At 37.1% G+C, this 21,405-nt stretch carries 18 protein-coding genes; 8 read left to right on the forward strand and 10 right to left on the reverse strand.

From position 1 onward, the window contains the following. Nucleotides 1-3 precede the first annotated feature (3 nt). Genes pruA through ISP71_01190 form a run of 6 tightly spaced genes read left to right on the forward strand, consistent with a single transcriptional unit; the run spans nt 4 to nt 7,479 of the window. A complete protein-coding gene (gene pruA, locus ISP71_01165; GenBank protein ID MBL6662686.1) occupies nt 4-1,629 on the forward strand; it encodes an L-glutamate gamma-semialdehyde dehydrogenase in 1,626 nt (541 codons plus the stop codon). 55 nt (nt 1,630-1,684) lie between these two features. Further along, on the forward strand, nt 1,685-1,993 hold the full coding sequence (locus ISP71_01170; GenBank protein ID MBL6662687.1) for a septum formation initiator family protein: 309 nt from the start codon (nt 1,685-1,687) through the stop codon (nt 1,991-1,993). Further along, nucleotides 1,986-4,982 (forward strand): methylmalonyl-CoA mutase, encoded by a 2,997-nt coding sequence (gene scpA / locus ISP71_01175; GenBank protein ID MBL6662688.1) that lies wholly within the window; start codon nt 1,986-1,988, stop codon nt 4,980-4,982. The genes ISP71_01170 and scpA overlap by 8 nt, the downstream gene beginning before the upstream one ends. Beyond that, entirely contained in the window at nt 4,975-5,922 is a 948-nt protein-coding gene (gene meaB / locus ISP71_01180; GenBank protein MBL6662689.1) for a methylmalonyl Co-A mutase-associated GTPase MeaB, read from the forward strand. The genes scpA and meaB overlap by 8 nt, the downstream gene beginning before the upstream one ends. A 17-nt stretch (nt 5,923-5,939) precedes the next feature. Then, nucleotides 5,940-6,764: a DMT family transporter gene (locus ISP71_01185; protein MBL6662690.1), complete on the forward strand. Its 825-nt coding sequence runs from the start codon at nt 5,940-5,942 to the stop codon at nt 6,762-6,764. Between the two features lie 46 nt (nt 6,765-6,810). Then, nucleotides 6,811-7,479: a DUF2461 domain-containing protein gene (locus ISP71_01190; protein ID MBL6662691.1), complete on the forward strand. Its 669-nt coding sequence runs from the start codon at nt 6,811-6,813 to the stop codon at nt 7,477-7,479. 66 nt (nt 7,480-7,545) lie between these two features. Here ISP71_01190 and ISP71_01195 read toward each other — a convergent pair whose 3' ends face one another. The 10 genes from ISP71_01195 to ISP71_01240 all read right to left on the reverse strand — a co-directional run bounded on the left by ISP71_01195 (nt 7,546) and on the right by ISP71_01240 (nt 18,581). Further along, on the reverse strand, nt 7,546-10,074 hold the full coding sequence (locus tag ISP71_01195) for an AAA family ATPase (GenBank protein ID MBL6662692.1): 2,529 nt from the start codon (nt 10,072-10,074) through the stop codon (nt 7,546-7,548). Beyond that, nucleotides 10,071-10,844 (reverse strand): hypothetical protein, encoded by a 774-nt coding sequence (locus tag ISP71_01200; protein ID MBL6662693.1) that lies wholly within the window; start codon nt 10,842-10,844, stop codon nt 10,071-10,073. Before ISP71_01200 ends, ISP71_01195 begins: the two co-directional genes overlap by 4 nt. 67 nt (nt 10,845-10,911) lie before the next feature. After that, complete coding sequence (locus ISP71_01205; GenBank protein ID MBL6662694.1) at nt 10,912-11,343, reverse strand: hypothetical protein; 432 nt, start codon at nt 11,341-11,343, stop codon at nt 10,912-10,914. A gap of 6 nt (nt 11,344-11,349) precedes the next feature. Further along, complete coding sequence (locus ISP71_01210) at nt 11,350-12,060, reverse strand: SIMPL domain-containing protein (protein ID MBL6662695.1); 711 nt, start codon at nt 12,058-12,060, stop codon at nt 11,350-11,352. A 116-nt stretch (nt 12,061-12,176) separates the two neighbouring features. Beyond that, complete coding sequence (locus tag ISP71_01215) at nt 12,177-12,824, reverse strand: HAD-IA family hydrolase (GenBank protein MBL6662696.1); 648 nt, start codon at nt 12,822-12,824, stop codon at nt 12,177-12,179. Nucleotides 12,825-12,911: 87 nt separating this feature from the next. Further along, a complete protein-coding gene (locus tag ISP71_01220) occupies nt 12,912-13,868 on the reverse strand; it encodes a phytanoyl-CoA dioxygenase family protein (GenBank protein ID MBL6662697.1) in 957 nt (318 codons plus the stop codon). A gap of 2 nt (nt 13,869-13,870) precedes the next feature. Next, nucleotides 13,871-15,919 (reverse strand): PD40 domain-containing protein, encoded by a 2,049-nt coding sequence (locus tag ISP71_01225; GenBank protein MBL6662698.1) that lies wholly within the window; start codon nt 15,917-15,919, stop codon nt 13,871-13,873. Between the two features lie 8 nt (nt 15,920-15,927). Continuing rightward, nucleotides 15,928-17,025 carry a tetratricopeptide repeat protein gene (locus ISP71_01230; GenBank protein MBL6662699.1) on the reverse strand — a complete coding sequence of 366 codons (1,098 nt, stop codon included), beginning with the start codon at nt 17,023-17,025 and terminating at the stop codon, nt 15,928-15,930. 73 nt (nt 17,026-17,098) lie between these two features. After that, nucleotides 17,099-17,311: a CDGSH iron-sulfur domain-containing protein gene (locus tag ISP71_01235; GenBank protein MBL6662700.1), complete on the reverse strand. Its 213-nt coding sequence runs from the start codon at nt 17,309-17,311 to the stop codon at nt 17,099-17,101. Then, nucleotides 17,304-18,581 carry a T9SS type A sorting domain-containing protein gene (locus ISP71_01240; GenBank protein ID MBL6662701.1) on the reverse strand — a complete coding sequence of 426 codons (1,278 nt, stop codon included), beginning with the start codon at nt 18,579-18,581 and terminating at the stop codon, nt 17,304-17,306. Before ISP71_01240 ends, ISP71_01235 begins: the two co-directional genes overlap by 8 nt. Nucleotides 18,582-18,623: 42 nt before the next feature. Between ISP71_01240 and ISP71_01245 the strand changes: the two genes are divergently transcribed. Further along, on the forward strand, nt 18,624-20,048 hold the full coding sequence (locus ISP71_01245; GenBank protein ID MBL6662702.1) for a hypothetical protein: 1,425 nt from the start codon (nt 18,624-18,626) through the stop codon (nt 20,046-20,048). Then, complete coding sequence (locus tag ISP71_01250) at nt 20,041-21,402, forward strand: LPP20 family lipoprotein (GenBank protein ID MBL6662703.1); 1,362 nt, start codon at nt 20,041-20,043, stop codon at nt 21,400-21,402. Before ISP71_01245 ends, ISP71_01250 begins: the two co-directional genes overlap by 8 nt. The last annotated feature ends 3 nt before the right edge of the window (nt 21,403-21,405 follow it).

The raw sequence follows: 21,405 nt of genomic DNA on the forward strand, positions 1-21,405 counted from the left end.
AATATGTCAAAAGGCGTTTTTAATGTACCCGTAGCTACTAACGAACCCGTAAAATCATACGAGCCAGGTAGTCCTGAACGAGAAGAATTATTGAGCACATACCAAGCTATGTATAATTCAACCATAGATGTACCACTATACATTGGTGGTAAAACAATTCACACATCAGAAAAAATCAATATGGTTCCTCCACATGATCATCAACATGTTTTAGGACAATACAGTATGGCTACTGCAGAACACGTCAATATGGCTATTGATGCGGCCTTAGAGGCTAGAGAGGAATGGGCATCTATGCCTTGGCACCAAAGGGTGGCTATCTTTTTAAAAGCTGCCGATTTATTGGCTGGACCGTTCCGAGCAAAAATTAATGCTGCTACTATGTTAGCACAATCCAAAAATGTCTTTCAAGCCGAGATAGATGCCGCTTGTGAACTCATAGACTTTTTCAAATTCAATGCGGAATACGTCACTCAATTGTATGGTGAGCAACCCGAATCTGCACCGGGCATGTGGAACAGATTAGAACACCGACCATTGGAGGGTTTTGTTTTGGCCATTACACCTTTTAACTTCACTTCTATCTGTGCTAACCTTTGTGCTGCACCTGCTATGATGGGTAATGTCATTGTATGGAAACCGGCTGGCACTCAAGTATATTCGGCTAAGGTCATAATGGATTTGTTTAAAGCCGCAGGACTTCCTGATGGCGTTATTAATTTAGTACCAGTAAGCGGTCCTGTTTTAGGCGATGTGGTATTCAATCACAAAGATTTTGCCGGCTTACATTTTACGGGTTCTACAGGCGTATTCAGACACCTTTGGAAAACCATAGGTAACAACATAGAAAAATACAGAAGCTACCCCAGAATAGTTGGCGAAACAGGTGGTAAGGACTTTATCGTAGCTCACGAATCGGCAGTTCCTGCTGAAGTGGCTACAGGTATTTCAAGAGGTGCTTTTGAGTACCAAGGACAAAAATGTTCGGCAGCATCAAGAGCTTATATCCCTTCTAATATGTGGGAAGAAGTCAAAACTCAAATTGTGGCAGATGCCAACTCCTTTAAAATGGGAAGTCCTGAAGACCCTTCCAACTTCATCAATGCTGTCATAGACGAAAAGGCATTCGATAGAATTGCACAATACATTGACTACGTCAAGGAACAATCCGATGCTGAAATTATTGTTGGTGGTGGATACGATAAATCTAAAGGCTACTTCATAGAACCAACCATAGTGCTGACGAGCAATCCTAAATTCAGAACCTTGTGTGAAGAAATTTTTGGACCTGTCATTACCATTTACGTTTACGAGCCTAAAGATTGGAAGGCCACTCTAGAATTGGTGGACAATACAAGTGAATACGCGCTTACAGGTGCTATTTTCTCTACTGACAGATATGCTATTGAAGAAGCCTCTAAAGCTTTGGAAAATGCAGCCGGTAACTTCTACATCAACGATAAGCCAACAGGGGCTGTTGTAGGACAACAACCTTTTGGTGGTGCTAGAGGTTCTGGAACTAACGATAAGGCAGGGTCTATACTCAACCTATTGCGTTGGGTATCGCCACGCACCATTAAGGAAACCTTTGTTCCTGCTCAAGACTACAGGTATCCATTTTTAGGATAATTAAATTTTAAGCGTTGGGTTATGAATCCAACGCTTTTTTTTACTTTTGAGAACAATGTTGAAAGAGTATTACGATAAATTACCCCCTATCTTGAAGAACAAGTTTATACTTGTTACGCTAATCCTTATCGTATGGGTAGCCTTTTTTGACTCCAACAACTGGATAAAACAAGCCAAACTGAAATCCGAAATTGAGGATTTGAAAGAACAAAAAAATTACTACCAAGACGAAATAGAAAAAGATAGTATTGCTCTATTCGACCTGACCAACAATCAAGAAACGCAAGAGAAATTTGCTAGAGAAAAGTACTTGATGAAAAAGGAAAACGAAGACGTCATAGTTATCATAGATTCGGATGAATAAATTATTTTCAGAATTTGCTGCTGTTAGCAGTCAGCAATGGAAAGACAAATTATGTGCCGACCTAAAAGGTAAAACCTTTGAGAGTCTTATTAGCTCAGAGGGTACGCTTCCTTTTTACCATTCCGACACCCACAAGCACTTTAAACCCCTACCAATTACTGAAAGTTGGGAATCGGTACAATGGATAGATGGCTCAGATCCTAAAAAAGGCAATCAACAAGCTTTGGAAGCCTTGCAAAATGGCATGACGGCTTTGTGCTTTTCCAATCCACAAGAATTAAAAACACTACTTCAAGATGTACTCATACAACATATCCGAGTAGATTTTGAAAATTATTCCAAAGAAAGCATACAAGAGTTTGAGGATTTAGTCCAAGAAAGAGGGCTTAACCCTGAAGACATATTAGGTGCTTTTCACGGACAAGAAAACAAAGGAAATCTTCCGAATTACGTTTACCATACGGTTTTTGTCGATGACATTTACCAAGCCATTGAAGAAGGTCAACTAAGCTCACAATATGTGTTTACCATAGGTAGCGATTACTTCAAAGAAATAGCAAAAATGAGGGCTTTCTTCATAGCCTTTGAAACAATAAATAAGACCATACCCTTTATCTTGGCACAAACTACTTTAGCCAATAAAACGACTGAACAGCCTTACAACAATTTATTGCGAACGACTACCGAAAGTATGTCGGCTATTTTTGGGGGTTGTGATGCTCTTATGATACGCCCATACAACCAATCTTTTGAGGAAGTCACCGACTTTTCGAACCGTTTGGCACGTAACCAACATCATATCCTGAGGGAAGAAAGTTTTTTAGAAAAAGTACAAGACCCTAGTGCAGGAAGCTACTACCTAGAAGCCCTAACCCAAGGCTTTTTACAATCCGAAAGACAAGAAGGCAAGGTTGAAAATATAGAACAACCTTTGTGGCATACGGCAGAGCAAATAGCCGTCAAAAGCAAGTACACTAAAGAAGATATTCAAGACCTTGAGCACATTCATTTTGGGGCTGGTATAGCTCCCAATTTGAGAGGGCCTTATTCGTCTATGTACGTCAGTCGCCCGTGGACTATTCGTCAGTATGCTGGTTTTTCTACGGCACAAGAATCCAATGCCTTTTACAGAAGAAACCTAGCCGCTGGGCAAAAAGGCTTATCGGTAGCTTTTGATTTAGCTACCCATAGGGGTTATGATTCCGACCACCCTAGAGTAGAAGGCGATGTTGGCAAAGCTGGTGTAGCCATAGACTCCATCACCGATATGAACGTCTTATTTGATGGTATTCCTTTAGATAAAATGTCCGTTTCTATGACTATGAATGGTGCGGTATTGCCCATTATGGCCTTTTATATTGTAGCCGCCCAACAGCAAGGTGTAGACCAAAAAGACTTAGCGGGAACTATACAAAACGATATCCTTAAAGAATTTATGGTGCGTAACACTTACATCTATCCGCCCCAACATTCTATGCGTATCATTTCGGATATTTTCAAATACACTTCTGAGCACATGCCCAAATTCAACAGCATCAGTATTTCGGGCTATCACATGCAAGAGGCTGGTGCTACGGCAGATATAGAATTAGCCTACACCTTAGCCGATGGTTTAGAATACATACGCAAGGGTATAGAGGCTGGTATGGACATTGACACCTTCGCTCCTCGCCTGTCTTTCTTTTGGGGCATTGGCATGAATCACTTTATGGAAATTGCCAAAATGCGAGCCGCTCGTATGCTATGGGCAAAAATTGTAAAGCAATTCAATCCTAAAAACCCTAAATCTTTGGCTCTAAGAACCCATTGCCAAACGAGTGGTTGGAGTTTGACCGAGCAAGACCCCTTTAACAATATCAGCCGTACCTGTATTGAGGCCATGTCAGCCGTTATGGGTGGCACACAATCTTTGCATACCAACGCTTTGGACGAAGCCATCGCTTTGCCTACCGATTTTTCAGCTAAAATTGCTAGAGATACACAGATTTACCTACAAAACGATATTGGCTTATGCCAAACAGTAGATCCTTGGGGCGGTTCATACTACGTAGAAAAGCTAACTCACGACATCGCCCAAAGAGCATGGGAACACATACAAGAAATTGAGGAATTGGGTGGTATGGCAAAAGCCATAGAAACGGGCTTACCTAAAATGCGTATTGAAGAAGCCGCCGCTAGAAAACAAGCCCGAATAGACAGTGCAAAAGATACCATTGTTGGGGTTAATGCTTATAAGAACAAATCCGAAGAACAAGACTTGGATATTTTGGAAGTGGACAATACAGCAGTCCGTTTATCTCAGATAAAAAAACTCCAAGAACTCAAAGACCAACGCGATGAAGTCGCTGTACAACAAGCCCTAGATGCCATTAGCCAAGCCTGTGAAAATGGGGAGGGCAACCTATTGGCTTTGGCTGTAGAAGCCGCCCAAAAAGGTGCTACTTTGGGCGAAATTTCGTATGCTTGTGAAACGGTTTTTGGTCGCTATCAGGCACAAAACAATTCGATATCAGGTGTTTATAAGATGGAAATAGAAGACAACCCCCATTTCAAAGCAGCTTTAGAGCTGAGTGCTACTTTTGAAAAGCAAAAAGGAAGACGTCCCCGTTTGATGGTCGCTAAGATGGGACAAGATGGCCACGATAGAGGTGCTAAAGTGGTAGCCACCTCCTTTGCAGATTTGGGCTTTGATGTAGATATGGGTCCTTTGTTCCAAACGCCTAAAGAAGCCGCCAAACAGGCCATAGAAAATGACGTGCATATTTTGGGCGTATCTTCTCTAGCAGCAGGACACAAAACCTTAGTCCCACAAGTCATTAGTGAACTTGAGGCTATGGGGCGTGGCGATATATTAGTTATTGCTGGTGGCGTGATTCCACAACAAGACTACGATTTCTTGTACCAAGCTGGAGTAAGTGGTATTTTTGGACCTGGAACAGTCATTGCCCAAGCGGCTATTGACATATTAAAGCAATTGCTCGATGAATAAGCTCAGTCAAGAGGTTATAGCAGGGAATCGTTCGGCATTGGCTAGAGCCATTACCCTAGTGGAAAGTACACTTGCCGAGCATCAACAAGAAGCCCAAATCATCCTACAAGACATATTACCCCATAGCGGACAATCTTTGCGTATAGGCATAACGGGAGTTCCTGGAGTAGGCAAAAGCACTTTTATAGAAGCCCTAGGTAAGCACCTTACAGCCCAAGGCATTAAGGTAGCCGTTTTAGCTATTGACCCCTCTAGCGAAAAATCAGGAGGTAGCATATTGGGTGACAAAACCCGTATGCACGAATTGTCGGTTGATGATTTGGCATTTATTCGCCCCTCACCAACGGCAGGTTCTTTGGGTGGCGTAGCTAAAAAAACACGAGAAAGCATACTCCTTTGCGAGGCTGCTGGTTATGAAGTCATACTCATAGAAACGGTAGGCGTAGGACAATCCGAAACAGCCGTTCATTCTATGGTGGACGTCTTTGTATTGCTCATGTTGGCTGGGGCTGGTGACGAGCTACAAGGCATCAAACGAGGCATTATGGAAATGGCAGATATCTTACTCATCAACAAAGCCGATGGGGATAACCTCATTCCAGCTAAAAAAGCCCAAGCCCAATACAAAACAGCCTTACACCTTTTCCCTCCTAACCCCAACGGTTGGACTCCACAGGTGGGGATTTGTTCGGCATTGGAAAAACAACACATTGACCAAGCTTGGGAAACTATCGAGGCTTATCGCAAATGGACCCAAGAACGAGGGACTTTACAAAGCCAACGCCAAGAGCAAAACCGCTATTGGTTTCATCAGATGATAAAAGCCCGTTTGCACGATGACTTTTATAGCCAACACCAAAGCCAAATAGCCCAATTGGAACAGCAAGTTATTGAAGCTAAACTCAGCCCATCACAAGCCTTACAACAACTCTTTCAGTGAAAAAAGGCGTCTTTTATATGCTAGGTTCTACCCTAGCTTTTGCCCTCATGCAAATCTGTGTGAAGTACTTGCCTCATATTCCAGCCCACGAACTCATTTTATTCCGTTCCATCATCTCTATCGTATTGAGTGTGGCTATGCTCCAAAAATTAGGCATACCCCTATTGGGCAACAATAAAAAGGTCTTATTGATGCGAGGTATTTTTGGCACTACTGCCCTATTGTTATTTTTCTATACTTTACAAAACATACCCCTAGCCAGTGCAGTGACTTTGCAATACCTCTCGCCCATCTTTACTGCCCTCTTTGCGGCTATCTTTCTCAAGGAAAAAATGCAAATCAAACAATGGCTTTACTTTGGCATTTCCTTTGCTGGAGTAGCCTTGATAAAAGGGTTTGACGAGCGTATTTCCCTAACTTTTATGCTCATAGGTATATGCTCGGCTATGTTTTCAGGTATGGCATACACTTGCATACGCCAACTCAAAGACACGGAACACCCTGTGGTGGTAGTCTTGTACTTCCCTTTGGTGGCCATTCCCATTATGTCGGTACTGTCCTATTTGAATTGGGTGACACCTCAAGGCACAGACTGGCTGTACCTTTTACTGATGGGACTGTTTACTCAAATTGCCCAAATACTGATGACTAAGGGCATACAAAGTGGTGTAGCCAACAAGATGATAAGTCTTAAGTACGTGGGTACCATTTACGCCTTAGCCATTGGCTACCTCCTCTTTGGGGAAAGTTATGGCATCATGAGTCTATTGGGTATTGCTATGGTTATTTCGGGTGTGGTGCTGAATTTGTGGAAGAAAAGGGCGATTAAAAAAAGCACCTAAGCGGCTAGAATGTAGATGCTTACAAGAAAATACCTATCTTTAGTGCATGCAATTATCTACTGACATTTTTTCATTTTTTAGCAAATTAGAAGAAAACAATAACCGCGAGTGGTTTGAGCCAAACAAAGCCGAATTTAAAGCTTTGGAGAAATCTGTCAAGCAGTTTGGCGAGACTCTAAAAGACCAACTCAATACCCACGATAGCGTAGACGGTTTTAAGCTTTTTCGCATCTACCGCGATGTGCGCTTTTCCAAAAATAAAACACCCTACAAAACCCATTTTGGACTTAACTGGCACCGAAGCAAACCCGAGTTAAGAGGAGGCTACTACCTACACCTCAGCCCCAATGATATTTTCTTAGCCTGTGGCTTTTGGGATCCTAGCCCAGCAGATCTCCAACGCATCCGCCAAGAATTAGCCGTAGATGGCGATGAGTACCGCCAACTGATAAACAAAGCCAACTTTAAAACCATTTGGGGTGAGCTTCACGGCGATGCCGTAAAAACCGCTCCCAAAGGCTTTGCTAAAGACCACCCACACATAGACCTATTGCGTTTTAAGCAACACCTCTTTAGTGTACGCTACAGCCAAAGTCAAGCTACTGCACCCGACTTTTTGCAGCGTCTAAACACCGACCTAAAGGCTGTACGCCCATTTTTAGATTATATGAGTAGTGTGCTAACCAGCAATAGCAATGGGGAGTCTTTGCTCTAAGGAATAAGTGTTTTTGTGGTACAAGAAGATGCTCGCGCTAGCGGGGGGTATTAAGATTTAAGCTTGTTAGTTACTACCAATTGGAATAATTTCAAAATGAAAGTTTACTGGTGTCGAATAGCTTATTTTTTCAAAATTCCTGTGAAATTTTTTAAACTCATGAAGATATTTTAAATCAAATCTCATTAAACTTATCAAAAATGGTTTGAATAAATGTTTACCGCTAAAAAGAATATCGACAACTTCGAAAATATAATATTTATCTGATCTATAGTCTTTTTTAATCAAACTTAATAAAAACTGATCGTAATCTTTCTTAACGAATTCTAACATTATTTCAATAGCTTCTGTCCAATAAATTTTGTGCCTATCATTAACATCAAAACAACAATAAAACAACCTATATACTTCATCATCTATTGATTCAATTTGCTCTGTATATTTTGTTAAATAATTAAGCATAATTCTTTTTCTATCACATGAATTTAAAACAACATTTGAATTAAATTCGTTCAAACGTCGTAATACACCAGACTCAAAATAATATGGAGGATTTGCATTTTGAAATTGTTTAATTAAAAACTCATAAAACGGTTCTTTTTCCTTCGAATAATATTTGTTTACAATACAGTTTTCATAATTATTTAACTTATTTATCAAGTTAGTATCATCATATCTTACATTTACTCTATATTTTAATAGATTAGATTTTTGGTTTACTAAATAAAAAATACTTGAAATTACTTTTTCATAATCATCTCTATTGTCATATTGCCTTATTATTTCTAGTTCTCTTGCAATTTCTAACTCTAATCCATCAGATATCCACTTATCAATTGAGTTTTTAAAATCATTAAAACTGCTTCTCCTAGCTTTAGAAAATTGTATTCGAGGAATTTTTGAAATTGGAATCATATATGAAAAATAAATATCAAACATACTTGGATAAACTATAGAAAGTTTATCACTTGAAAAACTTCTACAAAATAAATTTTCATCTAAGTGTGAACTGATTTTTTCTATTTCATTTGAAGAAAGAAAATATTTTAAACTATTCTCTTCCAAGTAACGATATAAAGTTATTTTTAGCGGTAGGCTATCAACATTATTTTCTTTTTTTAATTTATATGTAAAATCATTTCCACTTGATTGTGTTTCAAAAAATTCAAGTGGCTTATCTTTAATTAAATCATATACATCTGGGTAGAAAACTCTCAAAACTTCAATGCTGAAGAAGTCATATAAATCGACATTCCCAATTAATTTTCCAAAATTTAAACAAAAAGAATTTGACAGTCTTGTTACATCTCTTTTAGATTTTAGCCAGTCATTTAAAATTTTTCTAATCTTATTATCATATTTATAACCTTTAAAATAAAAAAACTGTTCCTTCTCAATAATATCTGGAAATACTTCTTTAACATTAATATAAAACTGTTGCTCAAGTACATTCTTTGGGATTAAAGGCAAACTGATTTCTAGTTGAAAAATCTTTTCTAAGTACTTTCTTTCATTGAAGCAATTGTGTGACTTAATAGCACTTACCACATAGTTTCTGTCATATGCAACTAAAAAAAAGGTATTTCGGAAGTTTGCTGTATTACGAATCAATTTCAAAACCTCAATAATTTCACTAGTTGAAAGTCTATCAACATCATCAATAAAAATAATTAACTTTTTATCTATAGCTGAAAGAGTTGTATTTATTTCGCTATATAAAGTGTCAGTTGATAAAGGTTTAAAAAAATATATCAAAAATTCATGTATTAATTTGATAGCAAGGTTAGAATTCAAATTTTGTACTTCTTTTGAATATCTTCTTATCAGTCTACTTAAAGATAAGCTGTAAACTCTCAAATTTTCATCTAATATTTTAAAGAAATTCTGAACAATCGAATTAGAGTTTTTACTAGCCCAAACATTAAATTCAATTGTTATAACATCGTCATTTTTCAATTTCTTTTGAAGTAAATCAATAAAAGATGTTTTCCCCATTCCCCAACTAGCATTAAGACCTATTGCAAAAGAATTATCAAAATTGCTTTCCAATATTTTTTTTGATAATTGTGAAACATAATTAGAATATCCAAATTCATCCTCCCCATTTTCTCCTAATGATTCCTCATTAAAAAAGGCATCTTTAGAATTTAAAGGATTAATTACAGCTAATTTGCTTGTGTGAAGCACTAACCTAAATAATGTCAATAGAAGTATTACATCTAAATAATAAAAATTATCATTTAAAAAAAACTCTTCAAACCTCCATACTGAATCAACTTTAAATCTGTAAAAACTTAAATATATTAAGCTAATTAAAATTAATATTTTACTAAAGTTTTTTGAAGGTTTGAATCTTTTGAAATCATAAATCATTGTAATAATTCCAATTAAAACTAGAATAATAAAAATCAAATCGACAGGATATGATTTTTCGATAAATGAAAATAAATACTCAACTAATGAGTTTGAAATAATATTTTCGATCAATCTTTTAAATAAAATAAATAATGAAATTGAAATAAAAAAGAATAAGAAGTCACTTGATATTATAAACCTATATATTTTATTTATCCAATTTTTAGAATAAATTTTCATTTTTTCACTGCTTTATAACCCATTGTAGATAAACTTCCCTTATTATCATACAAGGTCATATTCATTTCATCATCAATCACATAATATTCGCCGTCTTTACTTCCAATTACAAAATATTTATTACCTATTTTTTCTAATCTTTCAATTTTATTATTAAAGTCAGGAATAATGCCCTTATATTCTCCATTTGACACATGAATCTCATAGGTATATGAGAAATTAGCTGAAGTATTTATAATCGTCCACTTACCAAATAAATTAGATTCAGTTTGAGGTGTTGGCTTTTGTTCATCTACTACCACCTGATTATCTGATGAAAATGCTTGACTAAAAATTTGACTAAAATTTCTTGTTATTTCATTTTCTTGTCCTTTTGAATCAACATAAGCTAATGCTAATTGTTCTAAGTCACCTACAACAATTCTTTTTTTAATTAATAAATCAGAAGCAGGGTTGTTTTTAAGCACATACAACTTTATTAACCAATCGTTATATGGTCCTCCATTACCTAATCCATACGTTTTAAAATCGTCTTCATCTTTAAATTCGACTAACTGATAATAAAGTGATTTAAATTCTTCAAATACTATTTCAAATTTTTCTTCATCATTCAATTTCGGCTTGTTGTTCTTTTTCTTTTTAACTATTGTATTCTCTAGTTTTTGCTCAGTTATCGCTTCCTCAGTCTTATTTTTTGAATTGTCACTTTCATCTTTAGTTAAGTATACTATTACAGCACTTACAATAATTATAAAATATATTTTTTTCATGCTTTCATTTTTTCATATTCCTAAATGAGGGATATCAAAAATGAAGTGTTAAGGTTTGGAGTTGTATTTATGTTTCTTCACGAACTACATATTCTTTAATAGTTTGGGTGCGTTTGGCTATGCGTTCTTTCAGTTCTTCCAAATTATCTGAATACTCAAAATCCATCAAGTGGGGGTTGTTGGGGTTGAGGTTGTTATTCAGATTAAAATAGATGATTTTTAAGTGTTTGGTATAGCCTGGCATAATGGTACAACCCAAATATTTTATTTCTGGGCTTTTCTTTAAATGGTTTTCCAAATGGCGTTTGCAAGGCTTATAATGAGGAAACTTTATCACTCTATATTCTATGCAGTAAGTTTCATAACTAAAATCGTGGGCATAAATACCTGGGCAATCGACCCAAAACCACCACCATTTTTTTATTTGTGCCCAAAATTCTTCTCTACTTTTTCCGTAGGCATCCGTATATATTCTTTTTTTAATTCTAAATTTATCCATAGTACTTTACTCTATCCCAAATCTGACAAAGACCGAGGATTGTAGTTTTATCTTTTGAAACTGTATAGTTCCTTTAAATTTGCCTTGGCTAGTGCTTTGCACCCCTTCAGAAAAAACACTTATAGCATCTGTAAATTGTGCCCTTAGGTTTCTCTCGTAGGGTCTTATGTCCGAATTGCTTTCTTTTACTTGCATGGCTTTACCCCTACGTTCGCCAATAGCTTCTAAGAGGTAATCGGCTCTATCTTTAGCGTCTTTAATGGCTTGTATGCGTATGTCTTTTTCAAAGGCTTTTATCTTGGAATGGCTAACTTTTACTATACGTGCGTCTTTTATGTTGAGTTTATCCAATTGCTCAAATACCTTGCTTAGCATAAAAGCATCGCCCACCTTCAAACGGTAATCGGTTCGGCTAATAACATTTTTCTTGCGCCATTTTATACGAATATAATCGGCATTGGCATCGGAAAGTTCCAAATTATTGAGATTTATTCCCAAGGCTCGCAAAGCGTCTTTCAAATTGCTTTCTTGCTGTTCTACTGTCAATACCTCTCTGCCTTCTGTCCGTTCGTGAATACTTATGGCTATATATATTTCATCGGGTACCACTTCCATTTCGGCAGTGCCACTAACATCTATGTGTGGGGGGCTGTGTTCTTGAGCAGATACAGCAATGCTCAAAAGGAAAAATAGGCTTAGAATCAATTGTTTTTTCATGGTTTTTTAAGTCTTTAAAATAAGGAACCCATGCGGTTAAACATGGGTTGCTTCATAAAAAAACTTGAAAAATTAAGCTTGTTATTAGCGGTTAAGCTATTCCAAATATAAGTTATTTATTGTAACGGAAATTCTTTTTTTATCAACAATTGCAAATCGTGGCAAGTATCCACGACATAATGGGGCTGATGTTCTGAAAAATTACCGTGTCCGTAGCTGACACCAACACAAAGCATGTGGTGGTTTTTGGCTCCAATAATATCAAATTTAGTATCGCCAATCATCAAACAGTCTTTGGGTTCTAGGGCGTACTTTTCAAGGATATAAGCTATAATTTCTGTTTTGTCGCTACGGCTATTGTCCAAATTACTACCTACTATCTCCACAAAGTATTTGTCTAAAGCGTGTTCTGCTAATATTTCTTTCGCAAAGACTGTCGGCTTAGAAGTCGCTACATATAGGGTATAGCCTTCTTGTTTGAGGGCATGTAAGACATCGGCAATGCCTGTAAACAAAGCGTTTTGGTGTATGCCCGTTTCAGCATAAAAACGTCTGAAATGACTGACTGCCTCCAAAGCTTGTTCATAGCTTAGCTTTAACTTCTCTTGAAAAGAATCCATTATGGGAGGTCCTATGAATTGGTGCAGCTCCTCCTCGCTAGGCATCACTACACCCATCAAATCGGCAGCATGACGTATGGAATTGACAATGCCTTCTTTGGGCTCTATGATAGTGCCGTCAAGGTCAAATAAAAGGTGTTTCATCGCTAATAAAAAAATATTTAAAAAAGCTATCAAGAGCTTGAGCTACTGAAAGCATAGAAAAGGTAAAGTAAAAGAAAAAAATAAACATTATTGGTAGGAAAAAACTGGACGTAGTGCTGGACGTTCACTAATTTCATGAAAACAAATGGCGTCTTTGGCGTAATAGTGAAATACCATACTTTTTCTACTAGATTGGGGATTTTGTATAGGTTCACCCCCGTGTAGCAAATTGGCATGCCATATCAGTACATCGCCCTTTTTGGGTAAGAAAATTTCTTTATGTAGTTGTTTTTCGGCAATAATCTGTTCTATTTTATCTTCGTAGTCGCAATAGTCCTTTTTTCCATTTCTAAAAGCCGTTCCTATATTGTCAAAATCGGCATTAAGAACCAAAGGCAATTTATGAGACGAGGGATAATAAAATATGGGACCGCTATCAGGAATTATATCTTCTAAAGCCACCCATACAGCAATGATGTTATTTTGTGGGTAAGTAGTCATATGCACAAAATCAGAGTGGGCTTTCTGCTGACTACCTTTCAAAAAATTAATACTCTGAAAAACAGACATTTTTTTTCCTACTAGCATCTCTAAAATACTCATCAACTGGGGATTGGTAGCGGATTCAAATAAGGGTTTGGACTGACGTATAGCAAACATGATTTTTTGAGCATAGCCCCAATTAACCTGATTGGTATCGAGCAAATGCTGTATCTCTGCATTATAACGTTCTACTTCATCTTCGCTGAAGAAATTTTCTAAAATGGCATAGCCATTTTTCGACCAAGGCAAGAGTGCCGATTGTAAATTCTCGTCCAAAGCTTTGAAAGCTGCCATCTTGGGCAATTCTTGTGCGCTATCTAGTCTATCCAAAAGTGGTTTGGGGTTATCCAAATGCTTGAAGTCTTCTGAAGTTATGGAGGAATAATACTTTTTTTTAAGGCCGTATTTCTTGTACAAAGGAACGTTATGAAGTAATTCTTTTCTTTTGAAAAGATTGTAAAGTTGAATACTCCACTTGAACGAACGAATCCAATTTATCATAATTAATTGGCTGTAATTTCAAACTCTGTTCTTCTGTTATTGGCTCTACCTGCTTTGGTATTGTTAGTATCTACTGGACGACTTGCCCCATAACCCATAGCCGTTACTCTACTCCCATCTACAGAACGAGAAACTAAATAGGCTCTAACGGCTTCTGCACGTCTTTGGGATAGCTTTTGATTGGCAACATCGCCACCCACATTGTCGGTATGTCCAGAAAGCTCAATCTTAAGACTTGGTACATCGGTCATCAGTTGTATCAAACGGTCTAACTCAGGATAAGAATCTATCTTAACCTCAGCTCTTCCTGTGTCAAAGAATACATTTCTCAAAGCAATTTTACTACCAATATCGATGTTCTTCAATTCAATGTCTTTGTTAATCATGTTGTAGGCTGAGCCTTCAGGTAAATTGAAGTTTTCTGAATGAAACAAATAGCCTTCAGCCTCCACCGAAATACCATAATTCAATCCCGATGGTAAAGACAATAAGAATTTGCCCGTAGCACTGTTAGAACGCATTACGGCATACACATCTCCCGTAGCATTATCAAATATTTTTATTTCTGCTTCTATAGGGTCTTGCAACAGACCGTCTAAAATACGCCCTTTGAAAACAGTTAAGCTATTGGCTACGGTAACTTCCACACTTTCTGGTATATAAGTATCTTCTATAGGCGAAGCAATACTGGCAATGAGGTTGTCCTCACTAGCTACCGTCGGTTTTTTAGGTTCGCCCCAAAAGGTAGCACAATAGATATCCATACCACCATTACCTCCATCTCTATTGGAAGCGAAATAGGCATTTTTTCCGTTAGCAGAAATACTAAAATACAATTCATCATAAGGGGTATTTATAGGATAACCCATATTGATAGGTTCGCCCCAAAGCCCCAATTCGTTACGGTAAGAAACAAAAACGTCATAGCCTCCTATGGAGGTATGCCCCTGTGAACAGAAATACATAGTTTTGCCATCGGGTGCCATATATACCGAACCTTCTTGAAAACCTGAATTGACCTCTTGCCCTGCACTCTGTGCTTTTCCCCAAAAGGTTTCTTCCATATCTTTTTTACCACTAAAACTGATGTTCTTATCGCCACCATAGCCACCATCGGTAATGAAATAAACTTTGATATCTTGAGGGTCGTAAGAAGCAAAAGTTTCATTGGCTTCGGTATTGACCACCTTTGACATCTTAAGCTCGGGCTCACTCCATTCCGTTCCCTTGAGTTTAGATTCATAAATATCACTTTGACCATCGGTGTATTTGAATAACAACAAACGCTGACCGTCATAGGCTAAAGAAGAAGATACATCGTCGCCCTCGCTATTTAGACTGTTTAGGGCTTTTATAGATTGCCACTTTCTCTTTTTGCGCTCGGCTGAGTATATATCAAAATTACCACTCTTGTTGGTGTTGAAGATAATCTCCGAACCATCAGCAGAAATACTCGGTGCTATGTCATCGTAAAAGGAATTTAACTCCTTAACGTTATCTACCCATACTCTAGTTTTCATAGCGAAAATCTCAGCACCACTCTTGCTTTCTGATATGTGCTTTCTGTTCAACTTTTTGTAGGGTTCTAATTCTTTATCATTAGCTAAAGTACCATAGCGTAAAAACGACTTTTCGGCTTGTTCAAAATCCTGTTCTAGCTGATAGGCTTTACCCAATAAAAAATATAAAAAAGGTACTGCCTCATCTCCTGCCAACTCTAAAGATTTTTTAAGGAATGGCATAGCCTTATAAGGGGTATTGGTATACAAATAGGCGTGACCTACTTTTCTATTTAAATCTGCATTATTTGGGTTAAACTCTTGGGCTGGCAAATAAAATTCTAAGGCTTTGGAGTACTCATTAGCGGCGTACACCATAGCTAATACTTTAGCCTTTCCTTTCTCCAACCATTCGTCACCCAACTCTAAATTGGCTTTGGCTTCTTCAAAACCTGCTTTATCGTCTTTAAAATTACCTTTCTTGAAAGCTACATCTTGAGCGAATAAGCTACAGGTCATTATGAAAAATACTAGTGTAAAAAACTGTTTCATATCTCTTTTTATTCGCAATTGTTAATGTAATATTCATTGGCTTTTTCCATACCCAGTTGATAGGCTTTTTGCCAGTCTTGACATGCACCGTCAACATCTCTTAGCATTTCTCGAGTAATGCCTCTATTGAGTAAAGCTGTGGCATTGTTGGGTTGTAGCTTAACCGCTTGTTCCAAATCTGCTAAAGCTCCAGTATAATGCTCTTGCAAATGATAGATGGCGGCTCTATTGCATAGTGCCATAGCATAATCGGAATTTATCTCTATCGCTTTCTTGAAGTCTTTGAGTGCCATATCGTAGTTTTCGGATTCAAAATAGACCGTCCCTCTGTTGTTGTATGCCATTTCATAATTGGCATCGGATTGTATGGCTTTGGTATAAAAGTCAATGGCTTGGTCTTTATCTCCTGCTTTTCGATAAGCACTTGCTAAATTGTTAAAAATAAAGGCTTGGGCATCATTCTTACTAGCTTCCAAATAATCGGCTATGGCTTTGTCATAGTCTTCTAATGCTCGATAACAACTTCCCCTATCGTTTAGTGCATAAGCATAAGATGGGTCTATCTTTATGGCCTTAGAATAGGCTTTGATAGCATTATCATAATCCTTTTGCAAATAGTACAATACGCCTTGGTTGTATGCCGCCTCAGCACGACTAGGCTCTATGGACAATAAACGATCATAAGTGCTTAGGGCTAGTTCCTTATTATTCAATAATTCGTAACACTTGGCAATATTAAAAATAGCATCAAAATAGCTGTCGTCTATGCTAAAAGTACTTTCAAAATCAGAAATAGCTAGTTCATAATTCTTTAACTCCTTGTGGGATAAACCTTTATTGAAGTAAGCGTCCGCATTAGCAGAATCCAAAACAATAACAGATTCAAAAGACGTAATAGCTTTCTCAAAGTTAGATGACGCAAAAGCCTCTATACCAGCATTATAAGATTCTTGTATCTCTTGAATTAAAGCGTTATTGGTGTTGATAGCCGCTATAGAATCTCTAAATTGGATTTCTTCGGTCGTAAGCGTACTATCAGCTTCTTGTTGTCCGTACACCCAAAAAAAGCCCATAGTAAAGACTACGGACATAAAATAATTCTTCATTTTATTTTTTTTCTAAAATTAAAAATAGTGTTTGACTTTAAAGAAATTTAATACTAAAGTTTTCTACAATTTATCAACGCTTCCAAGTGGCTGAATAAACCAATACTTCCGTATCTTCTTTAGGGAAAATTTTAAGGGATTTGTATTCAGTTCCTTGCTTTTCATTATGCTCTCGATGGGCATTGTCACAATAGGGTAAGTTTTTACTCAACCCACAACTGCAAAAACTGTATCGCTTGCCTTCTAATAATTTTACCTTAATGGCTTCTGCTGTTTTATCAATCATTTTTAAAAAGTTTAAAGGTTCGTACTTCTTCTTGTGCTACTAAATTAGCAATATAATATCCGTTTGGCAAATGACTAAAATTGATACGCTCTAGTCCTACTATATCTTTACTGAACACCAATTGTCCTTGTAAATTGTGTAAGCTAAAGTGCATAACATTCTTGCCACCTTCAATAGTAAGGTAATCGTTCAATGGCGTAGGATACACTTTGATTGTTTCTTCCGAATTTGAAAAAACAGTAGTATTCGTGGTATCGTTAGAATTGGTGGTATCGTTGGAAGAAATATTTATTTCAAAGGATTCTTTCTTGACTAAACAGCCACCATTGGAAAAAACACTCAAGTCCACTGTGTACTGACCAGCAGAAAAGGTATGCGAGGCATTAAGTGTATTGGCTGTATTCCCATTGCCAAAATTCCACTCCACATTGTCGTAATTGGAAGCAGTAGCACTAAATGAATAAGTACTGTCATTGGTAGAAGATGTGTCGGCAGATTGAATAGCGAACATGTTCCACACCCAAGTGCTATCGAGTACGGTATTGGAAGCTATACTTTGTAATGTAGCTGCATCCTCTGTTGAAAGTCCATTGGGCACATAACTAGAGCCCTCGCAACTTTTTTGAAAAAGAGTGCAATAAAAAGTACAGGCCGCAAGGTATGAACCCGCTAAATTAGGGTGTCCTTCATCAGGATTATATAATTCAAAGTCAGGGTTATCAGCAATGGATTTTTTCCAAGCCATTCCAACTGGTGCTACTGTAGCCTCATTGTCCATACCCATTTCTAAATAGGATTCTCTTAGTCGTTGTTGCATACCTAGGTAGGTAGAAATAATAGGGTATTGCTGACCATTAATAGGATCTCCATATTTACGCCCCCATGTCATAAAAAAGACAGGCTCTGTACAACTGTCATTGACAGCAATGGAGTCAACCAATGCTTGGGCATAAGGGTAAACTTCTTCTTCAACTTGCCATTCTGGTACACTTGGCTCATTACTTTGTGCTTGAAGAATTACAAAGTCCCAGGCTTGCTGTCTGATTTTTTGCATACTCGAAGAATTGGCTTCAGCATGATTCATAAAACGCCAACCTCCGGGGGTGTTACTCTCTACATTAAGGGTATCGCCCATAGAGGTTGCAATGGAAGATGCCATAGTAGGCATATTGTTGTAAAAGGTATATGAATTACCTAAAAACAAGGCATCATAGGATTGGGAAAATAAAGCAAAGGGAGTCAATAGGAATAATAATAGTACTTTTTTCATGTCATTGTTTTAATTTGTTCTTCGTAAAAATACAATAATAAAATGATTTCCAAAAAAAACTATTTTTGTGAGATGAACACTTTGTATTTCAAACTCATTTTAAGCTCACTTCTAATCTTGACCTTAGTAAGTTGTGACACGCCAAAATCATTGACCAAAAAGGGCGATAAATTCTCTGAAAAGAATCTGTATCAAGATGCTAGTATTCAGTACATGAAAGCCCTAGATAAAAAAGGAGATTTTATTGCTGCTAAAGAAGGGCTTCGATCTTCAGGACAAAAGCAAGTCAATTCCTACCTCGATGAATTTTTCAAGTCTAAAAACTTTGGCGATAAAAGAGCTGCTATCTATCATTATAGAAATGCTAATGACACAAAAGAAAAAATAAAAAAGTATAACATCGCTATAGATATCCCTAGCACATACACCACCGATTACAACAGATTAGTTGATGAGTACGTCAGTACCATATATGTTGAAGCTATGGACTTATTAGAACAAGAGAATTTTTCTGAGTCTGAAAAACTACTAAAAGAGGTAGCCCTACTCAAGCCTAACTTCAAAGATGTTAACGACCTTAAAAACGTTGCTACTTTTGAGCCTATCTACAGAAAAGCTAATGAATTTCTAGAGTTAGAAAAGTTCCGCTCTGCCTACTACGAGTACGACAAAATACCTGACTCTTACCAAGAAACCAAACAAAGAAAAGCACTAGCTCTAGAGGCTGGACTATTTACTATTGCTATCGTAGAATTTCAAAACGCCACACTACAAAGTGGTGGCGAATCGGCTATATCGGCACTAGTGAGTGATAAATTGATGAAACTCAATAACCCTTTCATCAAACTTGTTGACAGAACTTACACCCAAAATTTTATAGACGAACAAATTATGGGACTTAGTGGTCAAGTAGCAGAAAATACTAACGCCCAAGCGGGTGAGCTAATCGGTGCTAAAGCTATCATTTCTGGTAAACTAGTCAGCTTTTCTAAACAAAAAAACCCAATAGTTAAAACTGAAAAAAAGGCTTGGGCAGAAAGGAAAGTTCGTAAGTATGACGAAGAAACAGAAAAGTATTTTTACGAAACGGTATATGACAAAATAAAATACCAAGAGTACAGAGGAAATACTAGCGTACAAGTAGGCTTTCAATTTCAGCTTATCTCTACCGAAAGTGGCGAGATACTATTGACTAAACTCATTAATTTAAACCGTCGAGATGAAGTCCATTTTGCTGAATCCAACACCAACTACAATAATATTGTTCCTGGTAATTGGAGATGGCAAAATAAACAAAGTCCTAACGATATTGTAGAAACCTCATACTCCCAAAAGAGAGCCTTAAGAAACTTGTTTAAAAACAAGAAAACTCTCCTATCAGTGAACGCTTTGGCCAACGATATCTACCAAGAAATTGCAACAGAAGTGAGTCAAATGGTTAATAATTATAATCCAGAAAATGAATAAACTATCCCTACTCCTTCTCAGCCTTTTTATCATTTCTTGCCAATCCTCAAAACAGACTAGCGAGCTAGATGCTGGTATTCCTGCTTGGGTAAAAGAATATCCCGTTTCTGACAGCCATTATATTGGGATAGGCATAGCCGATAGAAGTACACATCCCCAAGACTATATTCAAGTTGCTCAACAAAATGCACTGCAAAACCTTAGCTCTCAAATCAAAGTCAGTATTTCTTCCCAATCTGTATTTCTACAAATGGATAGAGAATATGGCTACGAAGAAGATTTTAAATCTAACATCGAGGTAAAAGCTAACGAAATCCTTGAGGGCTACGAAATGGCAGGTACGTTCACACAACAAAATGAATATTGGGTGTATTACCGACTCAGCAAACAACTGTATCAAGAAACTAGAACGGCTAGAATACAAGAAGCCATAGAAGAATCCAAATACTTTTTGAACAAAGCCATTATGTATTATACGCCACTCAAGGAAAAATACATTTACTACGTCAAAGCCTTAGATGTTTTAGAACCCTACCTTAGTGAGCCGTTAAAAACTGAGTTTGACAGAGAAACCGTTTTTCTAGGCAGTGAAATCATTGCTCGTTTTCGCTCATACATAGACGACTACCAAATCTTTTGCCAAAGCAAAAAGATAAAAGCTATGATTGGCAACTCTGTAGATAGAATTAAATTAACCGTACAACACGAAGGTAATCTACTAGCTGACATACCCCTCATCACTTCATCTGTATTTCTTGAGTTAAAAGACATCAGCCAAAGTACCGATACCAATGGTGTTTTTATCACTTCTGTACCCAAAATTAAAAGCGTTGAGACCGTACAAAAAATAGAAGTCGGAATAGATTTTCAGGCTTGGCTAGACGAAGGTAGCGATAGCGACTTCATAAAGAAACTGTTTAAAAGCATTAAGACTCACCAAATCAATGTGCCAGTTTATGTATATACGCCAACAATATATGTGCAAACTGAAGAAAAACATTTTGGTAAAGATGAAAAGGGCTCAGACTTACGCTTTGCTGTAGAATCTGCCCTTAGTGAAATGAGATTCACTCCAGTAGGTAATAAAAACGACGCTCAAATATTTCTTACTGTAAAAGCCGATACTAGAAAAGGTATAGAGAAGAAAGGGCAAAAAATGTTTACGGCATTTTTGGATATGAATGTACAAGCTAAAGACTTAGAAGATAGAGTCATATTCAGTAAGACTATCAATAAAATAAAAGGCATACAGTTAGACTTTGAACAGGCAGATAAGGAGTCCTATCAACAAGCTATCAAAGAAATTAAAAAGACTATTATTCCCGAATTCGTTAATAGCTTTGTTAAAGACTAAAAA

It is taken from the genome of Flavobacteriales bacterium, assembly GCA_016779995.1.
Classification (GTDB): domain Bacteria; phylum Bacteroidota; class Bacteroidia; order Flavobacteriales; family UBA7312; genus UBA8444.

Excerpts from the sequence above, each read along its gene's own strand:
- pruA (MBL6662686.1), top strand. The coding sequence starts at position 4 with ATGTCAAAAGGCGTTTTTAATGTACCCGTAGCTACTAACGAACCCGTA.
- ISP71_01170 (MBL6662687.1), top strand. The coding sequence starts at position 1,685 with ATGTTGAAAGAGTATTACGATAAATTACCCCCTATCTTGAAGAACAAG.
- scpA (MBL6662688.1), top strand. The coding sequence starts at position 1,986 with ATGAATAAATTATTTTCAGAATTTGCTGCTGTTAGCAGTCAGCAATGG.
- meaB (MBL6662689.1), top strand. The coding sequence starts at position 4,975 with ATGAATAAGCTCAGTCAAGAGGTTATAGCAGGGAATCGTTCGGCATTG.
- ISP71_01185 (MBL6662690.1), top strand. The coding sequence starts at position 5,940 with ATGCTAGGTTCTACCCTAGCTTTTGCCCTCATGCAAATCTGTGTGAAG.
- ISP71_01190 (MBL6662691.1), top strand. The coding sequence starts at position 6,811 with ATGCAATTATCTACTGACATTTTTTCATTTTTTAGCAAATTAGAAGAA.
- ISP71_01195 (MBL6662692.1), bottom strand. The coding sequence starts at position 10,074 with ATGAAAATTTATTCTAAAAATTGGATAAATAAAATATATAGGTTTATA.
- ISP71_01200 (MBL6662693.1), bottom strand. The coding sequence starts at position 10,844 with ATGAAAAAAATATATTTTATAATTATTGTAAGTGCTGTAATAGTATAC.
- ISP71_01205 (MBL6662694.1), bottom strand. The coding sequence starts at position 11,343 with ATGGATAAATTTAGAATTAAAAAAAGAATATATACGGATGCCTACGGA.
- ISP71_01210 (MBL6662695.1), bottom strand. The coding sequence starts at position 12,060 with ATGAAAAAACAATTGATTCTAAGCCTATTTTTCCTTTTGAGCATTGCT.
- ISP71_01215 (MBL6662696.1), bottom strand. The coding sequence starts at position 12,824 with ATGAAACACCTTTTATTTGACCTTGACGGCACTATCATAGAGCCCAAA.
- ISP71_01220 (MBL6662697.1), bottom strand. The coding sequence starts at position 13,868 with ATGATAAATTGGATTCGTTCGTTCAAGTGGAGTATTCAACTTTACAAT.
- ISP71_01225 (MBL6662698.1), bottom strand. The coding sequence starts at position 15,919 with ATGAAACAGTTTTTTACACTAGTATTTTTCATAATGACCTGTAGCTTA.
- ISP71_01230 (MBL6662699.1), bottom strand. The coding sequence starts at position 17,025 with ATGAAGAATTATTTTATGTCCGTAGTCTTTACTATGGGCTTTTTTTGG.
- ISP71_01235 (MBL6662700.1), bottom strand. The coding sequence starts at position 17,311 with ATGATTGATAAAACAGCAGAAGCCATTAAGGTAAAATTATTAGAAGGC.
- ISP71_01240 (MBL6662701.1), bottom strand. The coding sequence starts at position 18,581 with ATGAAAAAAGTACTATTATTATTCCTATTGACTCCCTTTGCTTTATTT.
- ISP71_01245 (MBL6662702.1), top strand. The coding sequence starts at position 18,624 with ATGATTTCCAAAAAAAACTATTTTTGTGAGATGAACACTTTGTATTTC.
- ISP71_01250 (MBL6662703.1), top strand. The coding sequence starts at position 20,041 with ATGAATAAACTATCCCTACTCCTTCTCAGCCTTTTTATCATTTCTTGC.